Annotated in this window: 19 protein-coding genes; 14 read left to right on the forward strand and 5 right to left on the reverse strand. The window is 62.9% G+C overall.

Annotated features, from left to right (window positions below):
* Window positions 1-33: 33 nt before the first annotated feature.
* From CHR90_RS10500 to CHR90_RS10550, 12 genes are all read left to right on the forward strand, one after another.
* On the forward strand, window positions 34-2,409 hold the full coding sequence (locus tag CHR90_RS10500; RefSeq protein WP_094408943.1) for a xanthine dehydrogenase family protein molybdopterin-binding subunit: 2,376 nt from the start codon (window positions 34-36) through the stop codon (window positions 2,407-2,409).
* Window positions 2,410-2,421: 12 nt separating this feature from the next.
* Window positions 2,422-3,216, forward strand: a complete 795-nt coding sequence (locus CHR90_RS10505) for an FAD binding domain-containing protein (protein WP_094408944.1) — start codon at window positions 2,422-2,424, stop codon at window positions 3,214-3,216.
* Between the two features lie 116 nt (window positions 3,217-3,332).
* Complete coding sequence (locus CHR90_RS10510) at window positions 3,333-3,557, forward strand: hypothetical protein (protein ID WP_141210923.1); 225 nt, start codon at window positions 3,333-3,335, stop codon at window positions 3,555-3,557.
* Window positions 3,558-3,617: 60 nt separating this feature from the next.
* Window positions 3,618-4,532, forward strand: a complete 915-nt coding sequence (locus tag CHR90_RS10515; RefSeq protein WP_094408946.1) for an AAA family ATPase — start codon at window positions 3,618-3,620, stop codon at window positions 4,530-4,532.
* Window positions 4,532-5,704 (forward strand): vWA domain-containing protein, encoded by a 1,173-nt coding sequence (locus CHR90_RS10520; RefSeq protein ID WP_094408947.1) that lies wholly within the window; start codon window positions 4,532-4,534, stop codon window positions 5,702-5,704. Before CHR90_RS10515 ends, CHR90_RS10520 begins: the two co-directional genes overlap by 1 nt.
* 4 nt (window positions 5,705-5,708) lie before the next feature.
* Entirely contained in the window at window positions 5,709-6,035 is a 327-nt protein-coding gene (locus CHR90_RS10525) for an XdhC family protein (protein WP_094408948.1), read from the forward strand.
* Window positions 6,036-6,038: 3 nt separating this feature from the next.
* On the forward strand, window positions 6,039-6,734 hold the full coding sequence (locus CHR90_RS10530) for an XdhC family protein (protein WP_094408949.1): 696 nt from the start codon (window positions 6,039-6,041) through the stop codon (window positions 6,732-6,734).
* Entirely contained in the window at window positions 6,731-8,359 is a 1,629-nt protein-coding gene (locus CHR90_RS10535) for an NTP transferase domain-containing protein (protein ID WP_094408950.1), read from the forward strand. The genes CHR90_RS10530 and CHR90_RS10535 overlap by 4 nt, the downstream gene beginning before the upstream one ends.
* A 67-nt stretch (window positions 8,360-8,426) precedes the next feature.
* On the forward strand, window positions 8,427-8,654 hold the full coding sequence (locus tag CHR90_RS10540) for a hypothetical protein (protein ID WP_094408951.1): 228 nt from the start codon (window positions 8,427-8,429) through the stop codon (window positions 8,652-8,654).
* An 82-nt stretch (window positions 8,655-8,736) separates the two neighbouring features.
* On the forward strand, window positions 8,737-9,993 hold the full coding sequence (locus CHR90_RS10545) for an adenylate/guanylate cyclase domain-containing protein (protein WP_094408952.1): 1,257 nt from the start codon (window positions 8,737-8,739) through the stop codon (window positions 9,991-9,993).
* A 110-nt stretch (window positions 9,994-10,103) separates the two neighbouring features.
* Window positions 10,104-10,319 (forward strand): hypothetical protein, encoded by a 216-nt coding sequence (locus tag CHR90_RS19220; protein ID WP_141210924.1) that lies wholly within the window; start codon window positions 10,104-10,106, stop codon window positions 10,317-10,319.
* A 133-nt stretch (window positions 10,320-10,452) separates the two neighbouring features.
* Complete coding sequence (locus CHR90_RS10550) at window positions 10,453-11,007, forward strand: dihydrofolate reductase family protein (RefSeq protein WP_094408953.1); 555 nt, start codon at window positions 10,453-10,455, stop codon at window positions 11,005-11,007.
* On the opposite strand, the gene CHR90_RS10555 is transcribed toward CHR90_RS10550, so the two are convergent.
* Window positions 11,004-11,300 (reverse strand): hypothetical protein, encoded by a 297-nt coding sequence (locus CHR90_RS10555; RefSeq protein WP_094408954.1) that lies wholly within the window; start codon window positions 11,298-11,300, stop codon window positions 11,004-11,006. The genes CHR90_RS10550 and CHR90_RS10555 overlap by 4 nt on opposite strands.
* A 257-nt stretch (window positions 11,301-11,557) precedes the next feature.
* On the opposite strand from CHR90_RS10555, the gene CHR90_RS10560 reads away from it, so the two are divergent.
* A complete protein-coding gene (locus CHR90_RS10560) occupies window positions 11,558-12,868 on the forward strand; it encodes a pentapeptide repeat-containing protein (protein ID WP_094408955.1) in 1,311 nt (436 codons plus the stop codon).
* Here CHR90_RS10560 and dnaE read toward each other — a convergent pair whose 3' ends face one another.
* Window positions 12,869-16,348: a DNA polymerase III subunit alpha gene (dnaE, locus tag CHR90_RS10565; RefSeq protein ID WP_094408956.1), complete on the reverse strand. Its 3,480-nt coding sequence runs from the start codon at window positions 16,346-16,348 to the stop codon at window positions 12,869-12,871.
* 172 nt (window positions 16,349-16,520) lie between these two features.
* Between dnaE and ribA the strand changes: the two genes are divergently transcribed.
* The gene (gene ribA, locus CHR90_RS10570; protein ID WP_229671449.1) at window positions 16,521-17,660 is read left to right on the forward strand and encodes a GTP cyclohydrolase II; all 1,140 of its coding nucleotides are present in this window, start codon (window positions 16,521-16,523) and stop codon (window positions 17,658-17,660) included.
* A gap of 28 nt (window positions 17,661-17,688) precedes the next feature.
* Here the strand turns inward: ribA and CHR90_RS10575 are convergent, their stop codons facing one another.
* The 3 genes from CHR90_RS10575 to CHR90_RS10585 are packed head-to-tail and all read right to left on the reverse strand — an operon-like array spanning window position 17,689 to window position 19,312.
* A complete protein-coding gene (locus tag CHR90_RS10575) occupies window positions 17,689-18,090 on the reverse strand; it encodes an iron-sulfur cluster assembly scaffold protein (RefSeq protein ID WP_094408957.1) in 402 nt (133 codons plus the stop codon).
* The gene (locus CHR90_RS10580) at window positions 18,071-18,517 is read right to left on the reverse strand and encodes a SufE family protein (protein WP_094408958.1); all 447 of its coding nucleotides are present in this window, start codon (window positions 18,515-18,517) and stop codon (window positions 18,071-18,073) included. Before CHR90_RS10580 ends, CHR90_RS10575 begins: the two co-directional genes overlap by 20 nt.
* A gap of 12 nt (window positions 18,518-18,529) precedes the next feature.
* Window positions 18,530-19,312, reverse strand: a complete 783-nt coding sequence (locus tag CHR90_RS10585; RefSeq protein ID WP_094408959.1) for a tetratricopeptide repeat protein — start codon at window positions 19,310-19,312, stop codon at window positions 18,530-18,532.
* Between the last annotated feature and the right edge of the window lie 28 nt (window positions 19,313-19,340).

Genomic DNA, 19,340 nt, shown 5'->3' on the forward strand with positions numbered 1-19,340 from the left:
AGCTTGAATCAGTCCGAGTTTAGGGAGGACGGAATGTCTGTTTCCACCATCGGCGCGTCGGTGAAGCGGCGCGAGGACAAGCGGTTTCTAACCGGCAAAGGCAATTATACCGACGATATGAACCGACCGGGGCAGGCCTACGCCTATATTCTGCGCTCGCCCCATGCCTATGCGCAGATCAACGGAATTGATCTTACGGCGGCCAAGGCCGCGCCGGGCGTCGTGGCGATTTTTACCGGCGAGGATATGAAGGTCGGCTCCATCCCGTGCGGCTGGCAGGTCCATTCCAAGGACGGCAGCCCGATGAAGGAGCCACCGCACCCGGCGTTGGCGCAGGGGTTTGTGCGCTATGTGGGCGATCAGGTGGCGGTTGTCATTGCCGAAACCTATACCGAAGCCAAAGACGCCGCCGAATTGATCGATGTGGACTATGCGCCACTTCCGGCGGTCGCGGACGGAAAGAAGGCCGTCGAAGCGGGCGCGCCCGCCGTTTGGCCGGATGTTGCGCCCGATAACGTCTGCTTCGATTGGCATATTGGCGATAAAGCGGCCACCGACGCCGCCTTTGCCCAAGCCAAATGGGTGGCAAAGCTCGATCTGGTGAATAACCGCCTGATCCCGAATGCGATGGAGCCGCGCGCCGCCATCGGCGATTACGATGCGTCGACCGATCAGCATACGCTCTACACCACCTCCCAGAACCCGCACGTCATTCGCCTGCTGATGGGCGCCTTCGTGCTGGGGATTCCCGAAGCAAAGCTGCGCGTCGTCGCCCCCGATGTCGGCGGCGGGTTCGGGTCGAAGATTTTTCATTATGCCGAAGAAGCCATCGTTACCTGGGCGGCCAAGCAGTTGGAACGTCCGGTGAAATGGACGGCGGAACGGTCGGAAAGCTTCATGACCGACGCCCACGGTCGCGACCATCATTCCCATGCCGAATTGGCGCTGGATGCGAGCGGTAAATTCATCGGCCTGCGCGTGGCGACCATCGCTAATATGGGCGCCTATCTCTCCACCTTCGCACCTGCCGTACCGACCTATCTGTCGGGCACGCTGATGGCTGGGGTCTATACGACGCCTGCCATTTACTGCGAGGTGAAAGCCGTCTTCACCCATACCGTGCCGGTCGATGCCTATCGCGGCGCGGGCCGCCCGGAAACCACCTTCCTGCTGGAACGGTTGGTCGACGTGGCGGCAGAAGTCACCGGAATCGACCGGGTGGAGTTGCGCCGCCGTAACTTCATTCCGGCGGATGCCTTCCCGTATCAGACCCCCGTCGCCCTGCAATATGACAGCGGCGATTACGCGGGCTGCCTCGACAAAGCGCTGGAGAAAGCCGATTGGGCGGGCTTCCCGGCCCGCAAGGCGGAAGCTGCGGCACGCGGCAAACTGCGCGGGATCGGCATTTCCACCTATCTTGAAGCCTGCGGCATCGCTCCCTCGGCGGTTGTCGGCAGCCTGGGGGCGCGGGCGGCGCTCTATGAGGTTGGCAGCGTGCGCGTGCATCCCACCGGCTCCGTCACCGTCTTTACTGGCACCCATTCGCACGGCCAGGGCCACGAAACCACCTTTGCCCAATTGGTCGCCGATCAACTGGGGATTCCGATTGAAAGCGTCGATATTTCCCACGGCGATACGGACAAGGTGCCGTTCGGTATGGGCACCTATGGGTCGCGCAGTCTCGCGGTCGGCGGGTCGGCCATCGTCAAGGCGGTCGATAAGGTGATCGCTAAGGGCAAGCGGATCGCCGCCCATCTGCTCGAAGCTGCCGAGGCCGATATTGTTTTCGAAGACGGCAAGTTCACCGTCGCCGGGACCGACCGCAGCAAGGCCTTCGGCGAAATCGCCCTCGCCGCCTATGTGCCGCATAATTACCCCATCGAGACGGAAGAGCCGGGGCTGGAAGAAACCGCGTTCTACGACCCGAAGAACTTCACCTACCCCGGCGGCACCCATATCTGCGAAGTGGAAATCGACCCGGATACCGGCGTGACCCAGGTGGTGAAATTCACCGCCGTCGATGATGTGGGCCGGGTGATCAACCCGATGATCGTCGAAGGTCAGGTGCAGGGCGGCGTCGTCCAGGGCATCGGGCAAGCGCTGCTCGAAACCTGCGTCTATGGCGACGATGGACAGCTTCTGACCGGCTCTTTCATGGACTATTGCATGCCGCGCGCCGACGATGTGCCGTTCATTACGGTCGATCACCACACTACCCTCTGCACCCATAACCCCTTGGGGGTGAAAGGCTGCGGCGAGGTTGGGGCCATCGGGTCGCCCCCGGCGGTAATCAATGCCGTGGTCGATGCCCTAAAGCCCTATGGCGTCAGCCATATTGATATGCCCGCAACGCCGGAGAAAGTTTGGCGGCTGATCCAGGCGGCCCAGCCCGCCGCAGCAGCGGAATAAGGAGAGAGACGCATGTACGCTTTCGATTTCACCCGTCCCGCCTCCGTCGCCGATGCGGTTGCCGCGCTGAAGGGCGATGCGGACGCTAAACCCTTGGCGGGCGGCATGACGCTGATCCCGACGCTCAAGCAACGTCTCGCCCAGCCGACGGCCTTGATCGATCTCGGCGCACTGCCCGATCTAAAAGGCATCCGGCGCGAGGGGGATACGCTGATCATCGGGGCGATGACCCGGCATGCCGATGTTGCCGCCTCCGATGTCGTCAAGGCCGCGCTACCGGCCCTAGCCGCCCTGGCGGATGGGATTGGCGACGCCCAAGTGCGCCATCGCGGCACACTGGGCGGCTCGATCGTCAACCATGACCCGGCGGCGGATTACCCCTCTGCCGTCCTCGGCCTCGGCGCAACCGTCGTGACCGACCGGCGGCAGATCGCGGCGGATGATTTCTTCACCGGCCTGTTCGCTACCGCGCTGGACGAGGGGGAAATCGTCACCGAAGTCCGCTTCCCGCTGCCGAAACGCGCGGCTTACGTGAAGTTCCCCAATCCGGCATCGCGCTATGCCGTGGTCGGGGTTTTCGTTGCGGAAACCGCAGGCGGCGTCCGCGTCGCCGTGACCGGGGCTGGGCCGGGCGTGTTCCGGGCGACGAATTTTGAGGCGGCCTTAAACGGCTCCCTCACTGCCGCCGCGCTCAACGGGGTCACCTGGCCCGCCGACGACCTCAACAGCGACATTCACGCCAGCGCGGAATACCGTGCCCATCTGATCGGCGTGCTGGCGAAACGCGCCGTGGCCGCCTTAGGGTAAGGATGGTTGGGGGGCGGTGCGCCCCCCTTTTTTCCTGACGCTAGAATTTCTCCCGCTGAAAAGCGCATACTCCGATCCAATGTATGGTGGGTGCCACTCAGCAGCGGATAGCCAAAATGTCCAATGTCACCAACGAGCTTATTCTGGAGCATCTCAAGGCTATTCAGGGAAAGCTGAGCACAATGGCTGACGATCTAACCGATCTTAAGACCGACGTGCGGGGCCTCAAAACCCATATGGCTGGGTTCATGCAGTCGGAAGTCGCCCAAGACAGCGCGCTCGCTTCGATCCGGCTGCGGCTGGAGCGCATCGAACGGCGCCTCGATATTTCGGATACTTAAAAAAGTGCAGGGGTAAAATCCCCACTCCCACGCAGCGAACAAGACGAACCGGAGCCTTTTGTGACCTCTCCCACCCCGCTGCCGTCGTCCGTCGATGATGCCCTCGCCTTTCTAACCGATCAGAGCTACGTCGCGGACCGCGCGCTGGCGACGGTGCTATTCCTGGCCCTGCGGCTGGGGCGGCCCTTGCTGCTGGAGGGGGAAGCCGGGGTCGGCAAGACGGAGATTGCCAAGGTTCTGGCCGCTGGCCTCGGGCGGCGGTTGATCCGGCTGCAATGCTATGACGGGCTGGACCTCGGTAGCGCCTTTTACGAATGGAACTACCCGAAGCAGCTTCTCGCAATCCGGCAAGCCGAAGCCTTAGGCGACGCGCCCACGCTCTATTCCGAAGCGTTCCTGATCCGCCGCCCGCTTCTGGAGGCCCTGTCGCCGCAACCGGGCGGCGCGCCGGTGCTATTAATCGACGAGCTCGACCGTGCCGACGAGCCGTTCGAGGCGTTTTTGCTGGAGCTTCTGTCGGATTTCCAGGCGACCATCCCGGAACTTGGCACGCTCCGGGCACCGGAACCGCCCTTGGTCATCGTCACCTCCAACCGCACGCGGGAAATTCACGACGCGCTGAAGCGCCGCTGCCTCTACCATTGGGTCGATTATCCCAGCGCCGAGCGCGAGATTGCCATTTTGAGGGCCAAGGCCGGCGGGATTGCTGAGGCGCTCGCCGCGCAGATCGTCGGGTTTGTGCAGCGCTTGCGCGGGCTTGACCTGTTCAAATCCCCGGGCGTCGCCGAAACCCTCGATTGGGCGCAGGCGCTGGTACAACTCGATGCTATCGCCTTGACGCCGGAGGTGATCGACCAGACCCTCGGCGTGCTGCTGAAATATCAGGATGACATCGCCCGACTGCGCGGGTCGGAGGCGATGCGCCTGCTGACCGATTTGCAAGCCGAACTGTCGCAAAAGCCGCTGGGGCGCTGATGGCCGGGCAAATCGGCGTCACCCTCCTCAATTTTGTTCGCCTGCTGCGCCGTGCGGGACTGCCGGTCGGCCCGGCCCATGCGCTCGCCGCCGTCGAGGCCGCCGCTGCGGTAGGGCCGGACCGGCGCGAGGATCTTTATTGGGCGCTGCACGCCACCCTCGTGCGCAAGCGGGAGGAAACGGCGATCTTCGATCAGGCCTTTCACCTCTTCTGGCGCAATCCCCGGCTGCTTGAAAAAATGATGGGCCTGCTGTTGCCCAACCTTCAGTTAGAGGGCGGCGGCACCCCGCCCCCCGATTTGGCGGCCCGATTGGCGGAAGCCTTTTCCCATCAGCCGCCGCGGGAAACCGAAACGACCCCCGATGAGCGGGAGGAAATCAGCGCCAGCCTCTCCGCCTCCACTCAAGAAGATTTGCGCCCCCGCGATTTCGAGACCATGACCCTGGCCGAACTCGACGCGGCGAAAGCCGCGATGACGCGGCTTAGGCTCAGCTTTCCGCCGACCCGCTCCCGCCGGATGCGGCGCGATCCGCGCGGCGGGCGGTTCGATGGGCGGGCCACCTTGCGCGCGGCGGCCCGTAGCGGCGGCGATCTGCTGCTGCCGAAATTTACCCGCCGCCGCTGGCAACCGACACCGATTGTCGTGCTCTGCGATATTTCCGGCTCGATGGAGCGCTACGCCCGCGTGCTGCTGCATTTTGTGCACGGGCTAAGCCAGGATCACGACCGTGTTTCGGCCTTCGTCTTCGGCACGCGCCTAACCAATATCACCCGTGCCCTACAGCACCGCGACGTCGATGAGGCCGTGACCGCCGCCGCCCACAGCGTTGTTGATTGGTCGGGCGGCACGCGCATTGGCGCGGCGCTAGAACGCTTCAACAAGGATTGGGCGCGGCGGGTGCTGGGGCGGGGCGCAATCGTGCTGCTAATCACCGATGGGCTGGAGCGCGACGATCCCGGCCTGCTGGCCGCCGAGGCCGCGCGCTTGCGTCGCTCCTGCCGCTGGTTGATCTGGCTGAACCCTCTGCTACGGTATGAGGGCTTTGCGCCGCGCGCCCAAGGGGTGCGGGCGCTACTGCCGAATACCGACGAGATGCGCCCGGTTCACTCCCTCGATAGTCTCGCCGCCCTTGCCGACGCCCTGACCCGCCCGATCCCAACCCGGAGGTGACCCCATGAGCCTTGATCCCGAAGACGTGCTGACCCAAGCCGCCACCTGGGCAAAGGCCGGGGAGGGTGTGGCCCTGGCCACGGTCATCGCCACCTGGGGTTCGTCCCCGCGCCCGGCGGGCAGCCATCTCGCCATCGCCGCCGATGGCCGGTTCATCGGCTCGGTCTCCGGCGGCTGCGTTGAGGGCAGCGTTATCGAGCAGGGGCTTGAAACCATTGCCGATGGCGAACCGCGCCTCCTTACCTTCGGGGTTAGCGACGAGGCGGCTTGGTCGGTTGGCCTCGCCTGTGGCGGTACGGTGAAAATCTACGTCGAGCGGATCGAGGTCTAACCCATGCGCCTGTCGCTTTTGGAAAAACTACTGACCGCCCGCGCCGAAAACCGGCCCGTGGCCCTGGTGACCGATCTCGCCACCGGACTGCAAACCCTGGTGCACGAGAAAGTCGTGGAGGGCGATTTCGGCGTTACCGCCGAGGAAAGCGAGGCGATTGCCGACCTTATCGCCACCGAAAGCAGCGCCCTGGTCGGCGATTCGCATTTTGTGCAGAGTTTCGCGCCCCCCGCCCGACTGGTGTTGGTCGGGGCCGTCCATATCGCCCAAGCACTGATTCCGATGGCGCAGGCGCTGGGGTACGGCGTCACCGTCATCGACCCGCGCCAAGCTTTCGCGACGCCGGAACGCTTTCCCGCCATAGCCCTATCGACCGACTGGCCCGACGAAGCTTTGGAAACGTTGATGCCCGATAGCCGCACCGCTATCGTCACCCTTACCCACGATCCGAAGCTCGACGATCCCGCCTTGCAGGCGGCCTTGAAATCCGATGCGTTCTACATCGGCGCGCTGGGGAGCCGGAAGACCCATGCCAGCCGCGTACAACGCTTGACGGAGGCGGGCTTCACCGACGCGGACATTGCGCGCATCCAAGGCCCGGTCGGGCTGCCGATCGGCGCGAAGACGCAAGCCGAAATCGCCCTGTCGATCCTGGCGCAGATCACGGCGGCCCGGCGGCTGGGAAAGACTGTTCTGTGATCTTCGGCCCGCGCCCGACCCTGGACTGTTCTGGCGCCTTGCTCGCCCATGCCGTGCCGCCGTTCAAGAAAGGCCACCGGCTGACGGCGACAGATTGCGCCCAGCTCAGCGATGCAGGGCATGACAGGCTGATCGTCGCCACCCTGGCCCCCGGCGATTTGCACGAGGATGAGGCCGCCGCCGCGATTGCCAACAGCATTACCGGGCCGGGTCTGCGCGCCGATCCGGCCTTTACCGGGCGGGTTAATCTGTTCGCCGAAACGGATGGGCTGCTGCGGGTGGATCGGGCGGCCATCGATGGGTTCAACGCCCGTGATGAACGGCTGACCCTGGCAACGCTCGCCGATTTTGCCCCGGTTCGGGCGGGCGATATGGTCGCCACCGCGAAAATCATTCCTTTCGCCGTCCCGGAGCGGCTGGTCGGCACGGCCCTCGCCGCTTTGCCGTCGGAGGCCCTGCGCCTCGCACGGTTCCAGCCGATGCGCCCCCTGCTGCTGCATACGCTATTGCCGGATACGAAACCCAGTCTCGCCGAAAAAGCCCATCGGGTGACCGAAGCGCGGCTGCTCGCCCTCGGGTCCGCCCTGCCCCCCGTCCGCACCCTGCCGCACCGACCGGAGGCGGTGGCGGCGGCCGTAAAGCAGGCGGCGGCGGAGGGGTTTGATCCCATCCTGATCATGGGCGCCAGCGCCGTCGCCGACCGGGCCGATGTGCTGCCTGCCGGGATCACGGCAGCGGGCGGTACGGTTCTGCACGTCGGCATGCCGGTTGATCCAGGCAATCTGCTAATCTTGGCCGAGATTGGCGGCACGCGGGTTCTGGGGCTGCCGGGCTGTGCCCGCTCCCCCAAGCTGAATGGGTTCGACTGGATTTTGCAGCGTTTCGCGGCGGGGGTCAGCGTCGGGCCGGGGGACATCCGGGCATTGGGCGTCGGCGGGCTGCTGATGGAAATCCAAAGCCGCCCGCAGCCGCGCGCCGCAGAACTACCTGCAAAAGCTGCCCCGCGCCTCGGGGCACTGCTGCTCGCCGCCGGTCAATCGCGGCGCATGGGGACCGACAGTAAATTGCTGCTGCCCTTCCCCGACCGGCCGATGGTGGCGGTAACAGCGGAACGCCTACGCGCAGCGGGGATTTTTGATCCGATCCTGATCGTGACCGGTCATCGCGGGGCAGAGGTCCGGGCCGCCGTCGACGCCGACGATGCGGGGCCGATCCAATGGGTCACTGCGCCCGACTATACCGAGGGCCTGAGCCGCTCGCTGATCGCCGGGGTGACGGAGGCGCTGCGCTTGCCGCTCGACGGGCTGCTGATCGCGTTGGCCGATATGCCGCTGATCGATACCGATGACCTGCGCGCCTTGGCGGCGGCCTTCGCCCCTGATCAAGGCCGATCGATCATCATTCCCACGGTCGAGGGTCAACGCGGCAACCCCACCCTATGGGCGCGCCACCTGCTGCCGGAGATGCTGGGCCTTGACGGCGATCAGGGGGCCAAGCGGCTGATGCAGACTTTCGCCGACCAGGTGGTGGGCGTGCCGCGTGCCAATCCCGGTCTGCTGGTTGATCTTGATACGCCGGAAGCCTATCGAATCGCCCTGGCCGGGTTACGGGTGCCTACACCGTAATGCGAAGGAATTTGCAGTTTCTTTAGAATTGGTTATAGTAAGTTTATCAAATAGAGGATGAACGCGCATGGCCGAGCGTATTCAAGGACCGATTACCGAACGCGGACTGCAGCTTGATACGCGCGTCGGCGGCCTACGCACGCCCGAAAAGGTCGAAAAGACCAACGAACGCGATAAACGCCGTTGGCGCCCAAAGATCCCGACGATGGAAGAGTTGCAATCGATCTTCATCGACGGGCAAATCCTGCTGCCCCTGCGGTATTTTCGCGGCCACTATCTGGATATTCTCGTTTAACCTCCCTATCTGTCGGAACGCCGCGTTAGCGTAACACTGTTAAGCGGCGCCGGTCGTTGAGACAAGATGGGATGACGCCGCCATGGGTTCCGCCAGCAACGGCATTGCCGAACTTTTTTGTTCCCGCGAAAAACTGCTGGGACCGGACGATGGCTGGAGCCTCGCCCCTGTCGCCGAATGGCTGCTCACCGAAGGGCAGCGCGCCGATAATGCCGAAGGGCTGGTCGCCGGGTTAACCGATCGGTTGCTGGCCGTTGGTTTTGCCTTCGACCGGCTGCGCGTTTCCGTCGAGACCCTTCATCCGCAGTTGATCGCCTGGTCCGTTTCGTGGTTTGCGGGGCAAGGCACCAGTATTTTCCTGGCGCCCCACGGTATTAGCCTGCGCCAGGATTTCTCCGGTAGCCCCATTCAACACATTAGGGCCGGGGGCGATGAAGTGCGCTACCGCCCCCGTCACGGGCTGCAGCCGGGTAATCAGGCCGAGTTTATGGCCGATCTGGTGCAGGAGCAGATTTCTGATTATATCGCGCTGCCGATGGTGTTTTCCAACGGCATGCGTAATTTCATCAGTTTCGGTACCAAAGCGGCAAGCGGGTTTAGCGACACGGATCTCGCCAAACTGCGCGCCCTGACCCTGTTCCTGGCCCCGCTGTTTGAAACGCTGGAACTGCGCTTCCTCTCAAAAACCCTGCTGGAAACCTATGTTGGCCCGCGGACCGCCGATAAAGTGCTGGCAGGATCGATCAAACGCGGCGATAGCGAGGTCATCCAGGCGGCCATCTGGTATTCCGACCTGCGAAACTTCACTGGCCTGACCGAAAGCCTGCCCCCAGCGAAGCTGATCGAGCTTTTGAACGAATATTGCGAACATGTCGCCGCCGCCGCCGAACCGCGCGGTGGGGAAATCTTGCAGTTCATCGGCGATGCCATCCTGATCGTCTTCGCGGCGGATGGGCAAGACACCCTGCGTACCGCCGCCAATAATGCCATCGACGCTGCGATTGATGCGTTCAACGGTCTGGCCGTCGTCAATCACCGGCGGCAGCGGCGGCAGGAACCGTCGATCCGCTTCGGGGTTGGGTTACACGTCGGCACCGTTACCCACGGCAATATCGGCTCTCCCAGCCGTCTGGCGTTTAACGTCGTCGGTAGCGCCGTCAATCGCGCCGCCCGGCTGGAAGCGAAGACTAAGGACTTCAATACACCGCTGCTGTTTTCGGACGATATGGCGGCGCTGCTCGCCCATCCGACGCGCAAGCTGGGCGATGTGCCGATGCGCGGGATTGCCGGGCTTCAGCCGGTCCATACCCTCGATCCACCGATTGATGCAGAGGTTTAAGAAAACCTCGTAATACACTGTTTTTAATCAAAATATATTGACGAAAGATATAGCAAGGCGCAGTGTTTCCCCACGGCAGCCGGATCGGCTGCCCCGCCACGGAGGAAAACATGGCTGAGCATATCGTCTACACTGTCGAAGCGCGCAGCCGGTCTGGAGCGGATAAGCGATTTGGGGTTTTCATGGACCGGCGGACAGCAGAATGCTGGACCAAAAAGCTGGGCGAAGAAGTCGATGTCGTGATTACCGAGTCCTATCTGTGGGACCGACGCCATAATCACAATCTGGGTGCGGGACTGGCAGCCGCCGCCCCGATCCAAATGTAATCATCCGGTTTCGGGGCCATCGCCCCGGCACCAATCGGGGCCTTTCGCGAATGGGATTTCACTCCCTGCCCCGGTCTAAGCGGGCCGATCCTGTGATCGGTCCGCTTTCTTCACTTTGGATAGGGGGATTGCCATGCCGCCCCGGCCCCAGGTTTCTGTCTTTATCGCCACGAGCCTCGATGGGTTCATCGCCCGGCCCGATGGTAGCCTGGACTGGTTAGAGGCAGCTAATCGCAGCATTCCCCCGGGGGAAGATTGCGGCTATGGCGCTTTCATGGCGGGGGTGGACACGCTGGTGATGGGGCGGAAGACCTTCGAAACCGTCAGCGGCTTTCCCGAGTGGCCCTATCCTGGGAAGCGCGTCATCGTTCTGTCAACGCAAGCAGACGCTGTACCAGCCGCCTTCACCGACCGCGCGACCCGCCGCGCCGCTGCGCCCGAGGCCCTACTGGCGGAGTTAGCGATCACCGGGGCGCGGCATATTTACCTCGACGGCGGCGTGACGATCCAAAACTTCTTGCGGGCCGGATTGGTGGACGACATCACGATCACCCTGATCCCACTGCTGCTCGGCGCGGGCCGTCCGCTCTTCGGGGGGCTCGAAGCCATCCAAGCGCTGACTTTGACCGCAAGCCGCGCTTACCCCTTCGGGTTCGTCCAAAACAGCTACCGCGTGATCCGGGATTAAGACGCCAGCCTAAGCGCGGTGATCGTCGTGGTGCTCGGGTCTTTGACAAGACCATCGACGACAAGATTGACCCCAAGTTCGGCAATCGAGCCCACCCCGTTCGAGGTGGCGAGCTTTTCCATTTTCTCTTTGAGATTGATGGCCGCCGACGCCTGATTGGCGTGGGCAATGGCGCGATGTTCGCCTGCCGAGGTCTTCAGGAAAATTTCGACAACATCTTTTCCATCCGAGCCGATGCGGGCGCGGATTTCCTTGATTGTGCCTGTGATGCTGTGATGCTCGACGCCGGTCAAGTCGCAGCCCTTCCCTGAATCTTCCAGAGAACAGAATAGCGTAACTTTCAGAAGTTCCTAGCAAAACTTACGCTGCCCCCCTGCGTAACGTTTGCACAACGCAGCGCACAAAATTAAGTTGCGCTTCCCTTCCAGAGACCGTTAAGAGAGATATAATCGCCAAGGGCCGAAGAAGGGCTGGACAGCCCCCCGGGTTTCGGGTGTGCTGAAAGCCGTGCCCGTTGAACAAACAGGTTTTTTCAGGTTGAGAGATTAAGATGGCCGCCCCCCTTCAGCGTCGGGTCTTCGACCAAGCGACCCTTAATCACTTCCTCGATCTTTACGAGCGGTCAACGCGCGGTCCCGCCTTTGCCGAACGGCCTAGCTTTCTTGCCTGTGATTTCTCCGGGCTCGATTTCTCGGGCCGCGATCTGACCAATTTCAGCGCTATCGGCTGCCGCTTTGTGAATGCCGACCTATCGCGCGCGAACCTTAGTTTCGCCAACCTCTACGCGGCAGATTTGCGCGGCGCGATTCTGAAAAATGTCGATTTCACCCGCGCTGATCTGCGCGGCGCATGCCTGCGGTCCGCCGATCTGGGCGGCGCCAATCTGCAGGAAGCGTCGCTGGAACGCGGGGCCTTGTTCTTCGCCTCCATCGACGGCGGCTTCCGCGATACCGCCGTGCCGGTGAAAAGCGCCTACTACCGCCAAATCCACCATCTAGCGCCAGAACCGATCCGCGATACCGATATGCGCGGCGTTATTCTGGAACATGCGGATATTTCGGATAGCGATCTATCGTTCACCGACCTCACCGGTGCCAATCTGATCGGCGCTAACCTCACCCGCTCTAACCTGACCGGCGCGCGCTTTTTCGGCGCTAACCTGACGGGGGCGAAGCTCCAAGGCGCTAAACTGCGCCAGACGAATTTCGTTACGGCGATCTATGAGCCGTCGCAGTTCAAGGATTGCGATATCTCCGGCACGGTTTTCCCGCGGGAAATGCCACAGTTCGACGCCGAATTTCCGCGCATGCTGGCCCGCCATACCCGCTGGGTGCAGTCGCTTGGGTCGGAAGGCGAGCGGCTCGATTTCACGATGATCGACCTGCGCGGCAAGAAGTTCGATGGGCTGGACCTGTCGGCTGCGGTCTTTACCCTGTCGCTGCTCGACGAAGCTAGTTTCGTCGGCTGCTATATGGCGATGGCGGAATTGAACGGCGTCAGCGCCCGCAAAGCGCGCTTCGACAAAGCCGACTTGCGCGGCTCGAACCTGACGCGCGGTAATTTCACCCAGGCTAACTTTCAGGGGGCGAACCTTGGCATGATGGATATTGCCGGGATGCACCCGATGAGCGTGCCGACGCGGCTAACCCAATCCTGCATCATGGCGGCTAATTTCGATGGGGCGATCCTAACCGGCGCCGATCTGGAGCTGGCCGACGCGACCGAAGCCCGCTTCACCTCCGCCAATCTGGCGGGCGCCGTGCTGATCAATACCTATTGCTACGGCGCCAATTTTCGCGGCACGAATTTCGATAATGCCGTGCTGACCCATGTGCGCGGGTTGGAATTCTCGCTAACCTAATCAAAGCTCCTCGACATCGACAACGCCGGGCAACGATTTTACCATCGCCCGCAAGGCCGGGGTAACCGCGAACCCACCGGTCAGCGGAATTTCGACGTCGCACTCTTCCAAATCCAGCAACAATGAAATCCGTCCGCGCCCCCGGAACTGGTCACCGCTGTCGCGTAGGATTTTCTTGAGGTCCGCCACCGGGCTTTCATCGGCCAGATAGATGCGCATGCCGGAGACGGTATTTTCCGTCGCCGCATCCAAAAGCCCGACCTGCTGGGCCAGCAGCTTGACCCCCTCGCCCTCCAACCGCGCTTCGACATGCAATAACAGAGGCTTATTAGCGTCCAACATCTCCCGCGATACGGCCAGAACTTCCGAAAACAACGTCACCTCATAGGAGCCGCTGGCGTCGGAAAGCTGGACGAAAGCCACCCGGCTACCGCGCGCCGTGGTGATTTCCCGCCGCCCCAGCACGATCCCGGCCACTTTTACCCGCTGCGGTTCACCTGGACGAATCTTATGGGTGAAATCGGCGGCGCGGGTAATCCCAAGGCGCTTCAAGGCCCGCTCGTACACATCCAACGGATGGGCCGATAGGTAAAAGCCGACCGCATCAAACTCTTTCTGCAAGCGTTCGTGCGGCGGAAAATCGAGCACATTCGGCAGCGGCAGCGGCGGCGCTTCTACCGCCCCGGCCCCGCCGCCGAACAGGCTAACCTGATTGCTGGCTTTCTCTTCCGTCAGCAACTGGGCGTGGCGCATCACCGCCTCCGCCGCCCCGAAAACACGCGCCCGGTTTTTATCCAGCGAGTCGAAAGCGCCCGCCAACGACAGGTTTTCAATCTGGCGCTTATTCAGCGTTTTTGGGTCGAGTCGGGCGGCGAAATCCTGCAAGGATTTGAACGGTCCGCCCTTGGCCCGTTCCGCCACCAGCGCCTTCATCGCCTGATCGCCCACATTCTTTACCGCCGCCAGGGCGTAGCGCACAGCAAGTTTACCATCGGCCAGGGTTTCGACACTGAAATCCGGGGCGGAGGCGTTGACATCCGGCCCGAGCAGCGGAATGCCGAGGCGGCTGAGTTCCTGACGAAAGACATTGAGCTTATCCGTATTGCTCATATCGTACGTCATAGAAGCGGCGAAAAATTCAACCGGGTAGTTCGCCTTCAGGTAAGCCGTTTGGTACGACACCAAGGCATAGGCTGCCGCATGGCTTTTATTGAAGCCGTAGCCCGCGAATTTTTCGACCTGATCGAAGATCATCGAGGCTTGCTTGGGATCGACGCCATTCGCCTTGGCCCCAGCGCAGAAAGTTTCGCGCTGGGCGTCCATTTCGGCCTTGATCTTCTTGCCCATCGCCCGGCGCAACAGATCGGCGCCGCCGAGCGTATAGCCCGATAGCGCCTGGGCGATCTGCATCACCTGTTCCTGGTAGATGGCAATCCCGAAGGTTTCCTTCAGAATGCCTTCCAGCAGCGGATGCAGGTAATCCGGCGTCTCCCGCCCGTGTTTGCGGTTGATATAGCTTGGAATATTATCCATCGGACCGGGACGATAGAGCGCCACGACGGCGATCAGATCTTCCACACGGTCAGGGCGAAGGTTGCGCAGCACGTCGCGCATCCCCGAACTTTCAAGCTGGAACACGCCGGTAGCGTCGCCCCGGCTCAGCATCTTATAGGTCGCCGCATCATCCAGTGGGATTTGGGCGAGGTCGATGGTAATCCCGCGCTGGGCGATCAGTTCCACCGCCCGCACCAAAACCGTCAGCGTCTTAAGACCGAGGAAGTCGAACTTCACCAAGCCCGCCTGTTCAACGAACTTCATGTTGAACTGGGTGACCGGCATAGTGGAGCGCGGATCGCGATACAGCGGCACCAATTGGTCCAACGGCCGGTCGCCGATCACAACGCCCGCCGCGTGGGTAGAGGCGTGACGGTATAGGCCTTCCAGCTTTTGGCCGATGGCGAGCAGGCGGGCTACCTGCTCATCCGAATCGCGCATCTGCTGAAGCTGGGCCTCGCCCTTGATCGCCTCCTCCAGCGTGACTGGATTCGCCGGGTTGTTCGGCACCATTTTACAGATACGGTCGACCTGACCATAGGGCATGCCCAACACGCGCCCAACGTCACGCAGCACGGCGCGCGCCTGGAGCTTCCCAAAGGTGATAATCTGGGCCACCCGGTCGTGCCCATATTTCTCCTGCACATAGCGGATCACCTGATCGCGGCGGTCCTGGCAGAAGTCGATATCAAAGTCCGGCATCGATACGCGCTCGGGGTTCAAAAACCGCTCGAACAGCAGCCCGAAACGTAGGGGGTCGAGATCGGTAATCGTCAAAGCCCAGGCAACCGCCGATCCAGCGCCCGACCCACGGCCCGGCCCGACCGGAATCCCCTGGTCCTTCGCCCATTGGATGAAGTCGGCCACGATCAGAAAGTAGCCGGGAAAGCCCATTTTGATGATGACGTCCAGTTCGAACGCCAGTCGGTCCCAATAGGGTTTCGCCGCCGCCTCCCGCGCCGCCGCGTCCATTTCGGGCGTAAAGACCCCCGACTCCAGGCGCTTGCGCAGCCCCTCTTCGGCCATCACCCGCAGCTCAGACGGTTCGTCCCGGCCCTGGCCACTATCGAAGGCGGGCAGGATCGGTTTGCGCAACGGCGCCGAAACGGCGCAGCGCTGGGCGATGACGGCGGTATTGAGGATCGCCTCTGGCAGATCGGCGAACAGCGCCCCCATCTGCTCCCCGGTCTTAAAATAATGCTCCGGCGTTAGGCGGCGGCGGTCGGAATGTTCCAACGTCACCCCATCGGCGATGCACAGCAGCACATCATGCGCCTCGTACATGCCCGGAGTGGCGAAATAAACGTCATTGGTCGCCACCAAGGGAATATCGTGGGCATAGGCGAAATCGACCACCCCCGGCTCCACCAGCGCCTCGCGCGGGTCGCCGTGGCGCTGGAGTTCAAGATAGAGCCGGTCGCCGAAAATCTCCTTCAGCCGCAGAACCGCCGCTTCCGCCGCGTCGCGTTGGCCGTCGTGCAGCAGCCGCCCGATCCAGCCGCCAACCCCGCCGGTCAGCGCGATCAGCCCCTCAGCATGCTGCGCCACCAACGCCAGCGACACCTGGGGCGTCTCGTGGCTTTCAGTTTCAAGAAAAGCGTGGGAGACGAGCTTCAGCAGATTCTCATAGCCGCCCATATCCTGGCACAGCAGCAGCAGCGGGTCGGGCGGCAGCGGAAGGCCGGGCCGCGTTACCCCATCGGTACGCCGCACGTGCAGGATCGCCCCCAGGATCGGCTGAACGCCAACATCGGCCGCCGCCTGCGAGAATTCAATCGCCCCAAACAGGTTGCCGGTATCGGTCACCGCGACGGCGGGCATTTTGGCCCCAGCGGCGAGCTTCACCAGCTCCTTCATCTTGATCGCCCCTTCCGAGAGCGAATACGCCGAATGGGTGCGGAGGTGAACAAAAGGGCTATGAGACATGCGCCCATTGTAATCCAGCCGCCCTGCATCCGCGTAGAGGATTTGCAAGTAGATCGGCTAGCAGCCCTTGTTGATGCCGGTCGGGCTTGTTATCTGTCTCTCAGGGGTTACCGCCGTTCAGTCCCGGTTAGGCTCGGCGGCGGGCTTGCCCCACCGGAAAGGAAACGCGAAAGTGCAGCGCATCCTGCTTGCCGATATCGAAGGAATGATGACCGATACCGCCCGCCCCGATCTTAGTGCTTCGCTTGCGGATCGGCTGACGGTCGAACGCGCGGTTTCTGACCTGCGACGCTCCACGCCGGTGATCATCACCGAAAACGCCCAGGCTTGGCTGGTTCTGCCAACCGAAGCGGCGACGGCGGGGGCGATGATCGAATTGCTGCCCGACGGTGCCCCGCTAACCCTGGTGCTGACCGCCAACCGCGCCGAGGCGTTGGGATTGATGGGCGACGACGCCCTGATCGCCCGCCGCCTGCGCTCCCCCTATGAAGCCGGTCTGGCCGATCCGACCCATCCGGCGGGGTCGGGCGCCCCAGGGGCAATGCCGCTGACCATCGAAGCGCCGCTACCGGCCATTGCCGATGCCGCGATCCGGCTGATGAAGGCCGCGCAACTGCTGCCCGCCGCGCTGATCGTCCCGCTCCCCGCACCGATTTCGGGCTTGATGAGCCTGCCACGGTCCTTGGTTCTCGAAGCCACTTTGCAGGGCGACCCGCGCCTGCGCCGCTTGTCTGACGCGCGGGTGCCACTCACGGGGGCGGAGAAGACGCGCATCGTCTCCTTCCGCGACCAAGTGACCGGCATTGACCATCTCGCCCTGCTGATTGGGGAACCTTTGGGGCAAGACGCGCCGTTGGTGCGCCTGCATTCCTCCTGCATCACCGGTGACCTGCTGGGGTCGCTGCGCTGCGACTGCGGCGAACAATTGCGCGGCGCCATTACGGCAATGAACGACGCTGGGGGCGGTATCCTTCTCTACCTGCAACAGGAAGGCCGGGGCATCGGCATCGTCAATAAGTTGCGGGCCTATGCCTTGCAGGACGATGGCCTCGATACGGTCGATGCCAATACCGCCCTTGGGTTCGAAAATGACGAACGCGATTTCGCCATCGCGGCGGAGATGCTGCGGCAGTTGGACGTGCCCGCCATCCGCCTGCTGACCAATAACCCCCGCAAGGTCGGCCATCTCGCCGGGTTCGGCGTGGAAGTGCGGGAACGGGTTCAGCACGCCTTCCCCGGCAATCCGCACAATCGCAACTACCTCGCCGCCAAAGCGCGCAAAGCAGGGCATCTGCTACCGGTTGAGGAATAAACTAAATCCCAGCAGGGGCAATCGCCTTCTAAAACGCCTTTTGAAAGACCCGCAGCGGCAATAAAACCGAGCCGTGCCGCTGTGGAACCGCCCGTGCCGGGATCAAAGGCGCCAGCCAATCATAGGCGTCCGGCAACGGATCGGCTGATTTCAGAAGTGTTTCAAGCACTTGAGCCGTCTCGTTAATCTCCGTAGCCCCCCAACCGACCACCCGCTTGCCGATCAGGGCGGCGCTGGCCTGCCCTAGGGCGCAAGCCTCCACCTCCCAGGCAAACCGCTCGACCCGGCCCGCTGCAAGCCGTACTGACAGCGTAATCCGGCTGCCGCAGACGGGGCTAACCGCCGTCACCGTAAGCGCGGGCGGCGGCAGGTGGCCAAGATGGGGAATCTCGGTTGAAAGTTGAAAGATTTCAGCCGTGTAGGGAAGCATTCTCACCCAGGGCGGCTTGGGCCGTATCGAAAATCCGCCGCACCATCGACAGTAACCCGTTGCTGCGGCTGGGGCTGAGATGCTGGGCGAGGCCAATGGCCTTGATGAAATCCGGCGGGGTTTGCAGAATTTCCTGTGGGGTGCGGTCGTTATAGACCGACAGCAGCACGGCAATCAGACCGGCGGTAATCACCGCATCACTGCCCGCCTGAAAATGCAGCCGCCCGTCGCGGACATCGGGAACGATCCAGACTTGGCTTTGGCAACCGCGCACCTTATGGGCCTCGGTCTGAAACTCGGACGGCAACGGCGGCAAACCCTGCCCAAGCTCGATGATATATTGATAGCGCTCCTGCCAATCGGGCAGCGCCTCGAAGGTTTCGATCAGTTCGGCCTGCGCCTCAGAAATTGGCAGAAGATGCGTCATTTCAGTTAGTTCCTACGGCTTCTTCACGTCGATTTGTTCCAGCCCGGCGCGGGCTTGATCCCCGGCGGCGCTCTCGGGCGCCAGCGCCAGCACGCGCAGCCAATCGGCGCGCGCCCCCGGCTTATCGCCCTTCATCGCCTTCACCGCCCCGCGTTCCGCCAGCGCGTCGGGCGCATCGGGCCGCAGCGTGAGCGCGCGAGCGATATCTTCTTCCGCCAAGTCTGCCGTACCGATTTGGCGGTAGGCAGCAGCACGAAAAACCAGCGCCTCGCTGCGCCGGGGGGCAACCTCGAGCGCCAGATTAAGATCGTCCACCGCTTCCCACGGCTGTTTCAAATCCAGACGGACCATCGCCCGGTCGATCAAGAAATCGGCATCACGGGGGCGGCGTTTCAAGGCCTCGGTCTGCAAGGACAGCGCGCGGTTCGGATCGCGCGCCAGCAGCCATGCCTGCGCCGCCTGGGCATAGAGATCGGGCGCCAGATCGGCCCGCCGCGCGGCCGCCTCATGGGCCAAAGCTTCGAGATCGGGGGCGGCATAGTCCGGGCGGCCATAGCGGATCATCGCGACAGCGGCGCAATGCCGGGCCGCCAAACCGCCGCCCTGTTCGGCCCAAGTACGCGCTATTTCATGGGCTTGCAGCGGATCGCTGGCGGTCGTGCGCAGGCAATTTTCATAGCGCGCCGCCTCCGCCCCCCCCAGCGCCAAGGGCCGTTGCGCGGGCTTCTGCGTTGCCGCCTGGGCGCCCGCTGCCAGCAGAAGAAGGCCGAGAGAGACTTTCGCCGCAAAATGCACGATTGCTTCCTTGGGATTTGAACCATCG

Source organism: Elstera cyanobacteriorum, from assembly GCF_002251735.1.
GTDB lineage: Bacteria > Pseudomonadota > Alphaproteobacteria > Elsterales > Elsteraceae > Elstera > Elstera cyanobacteriorum.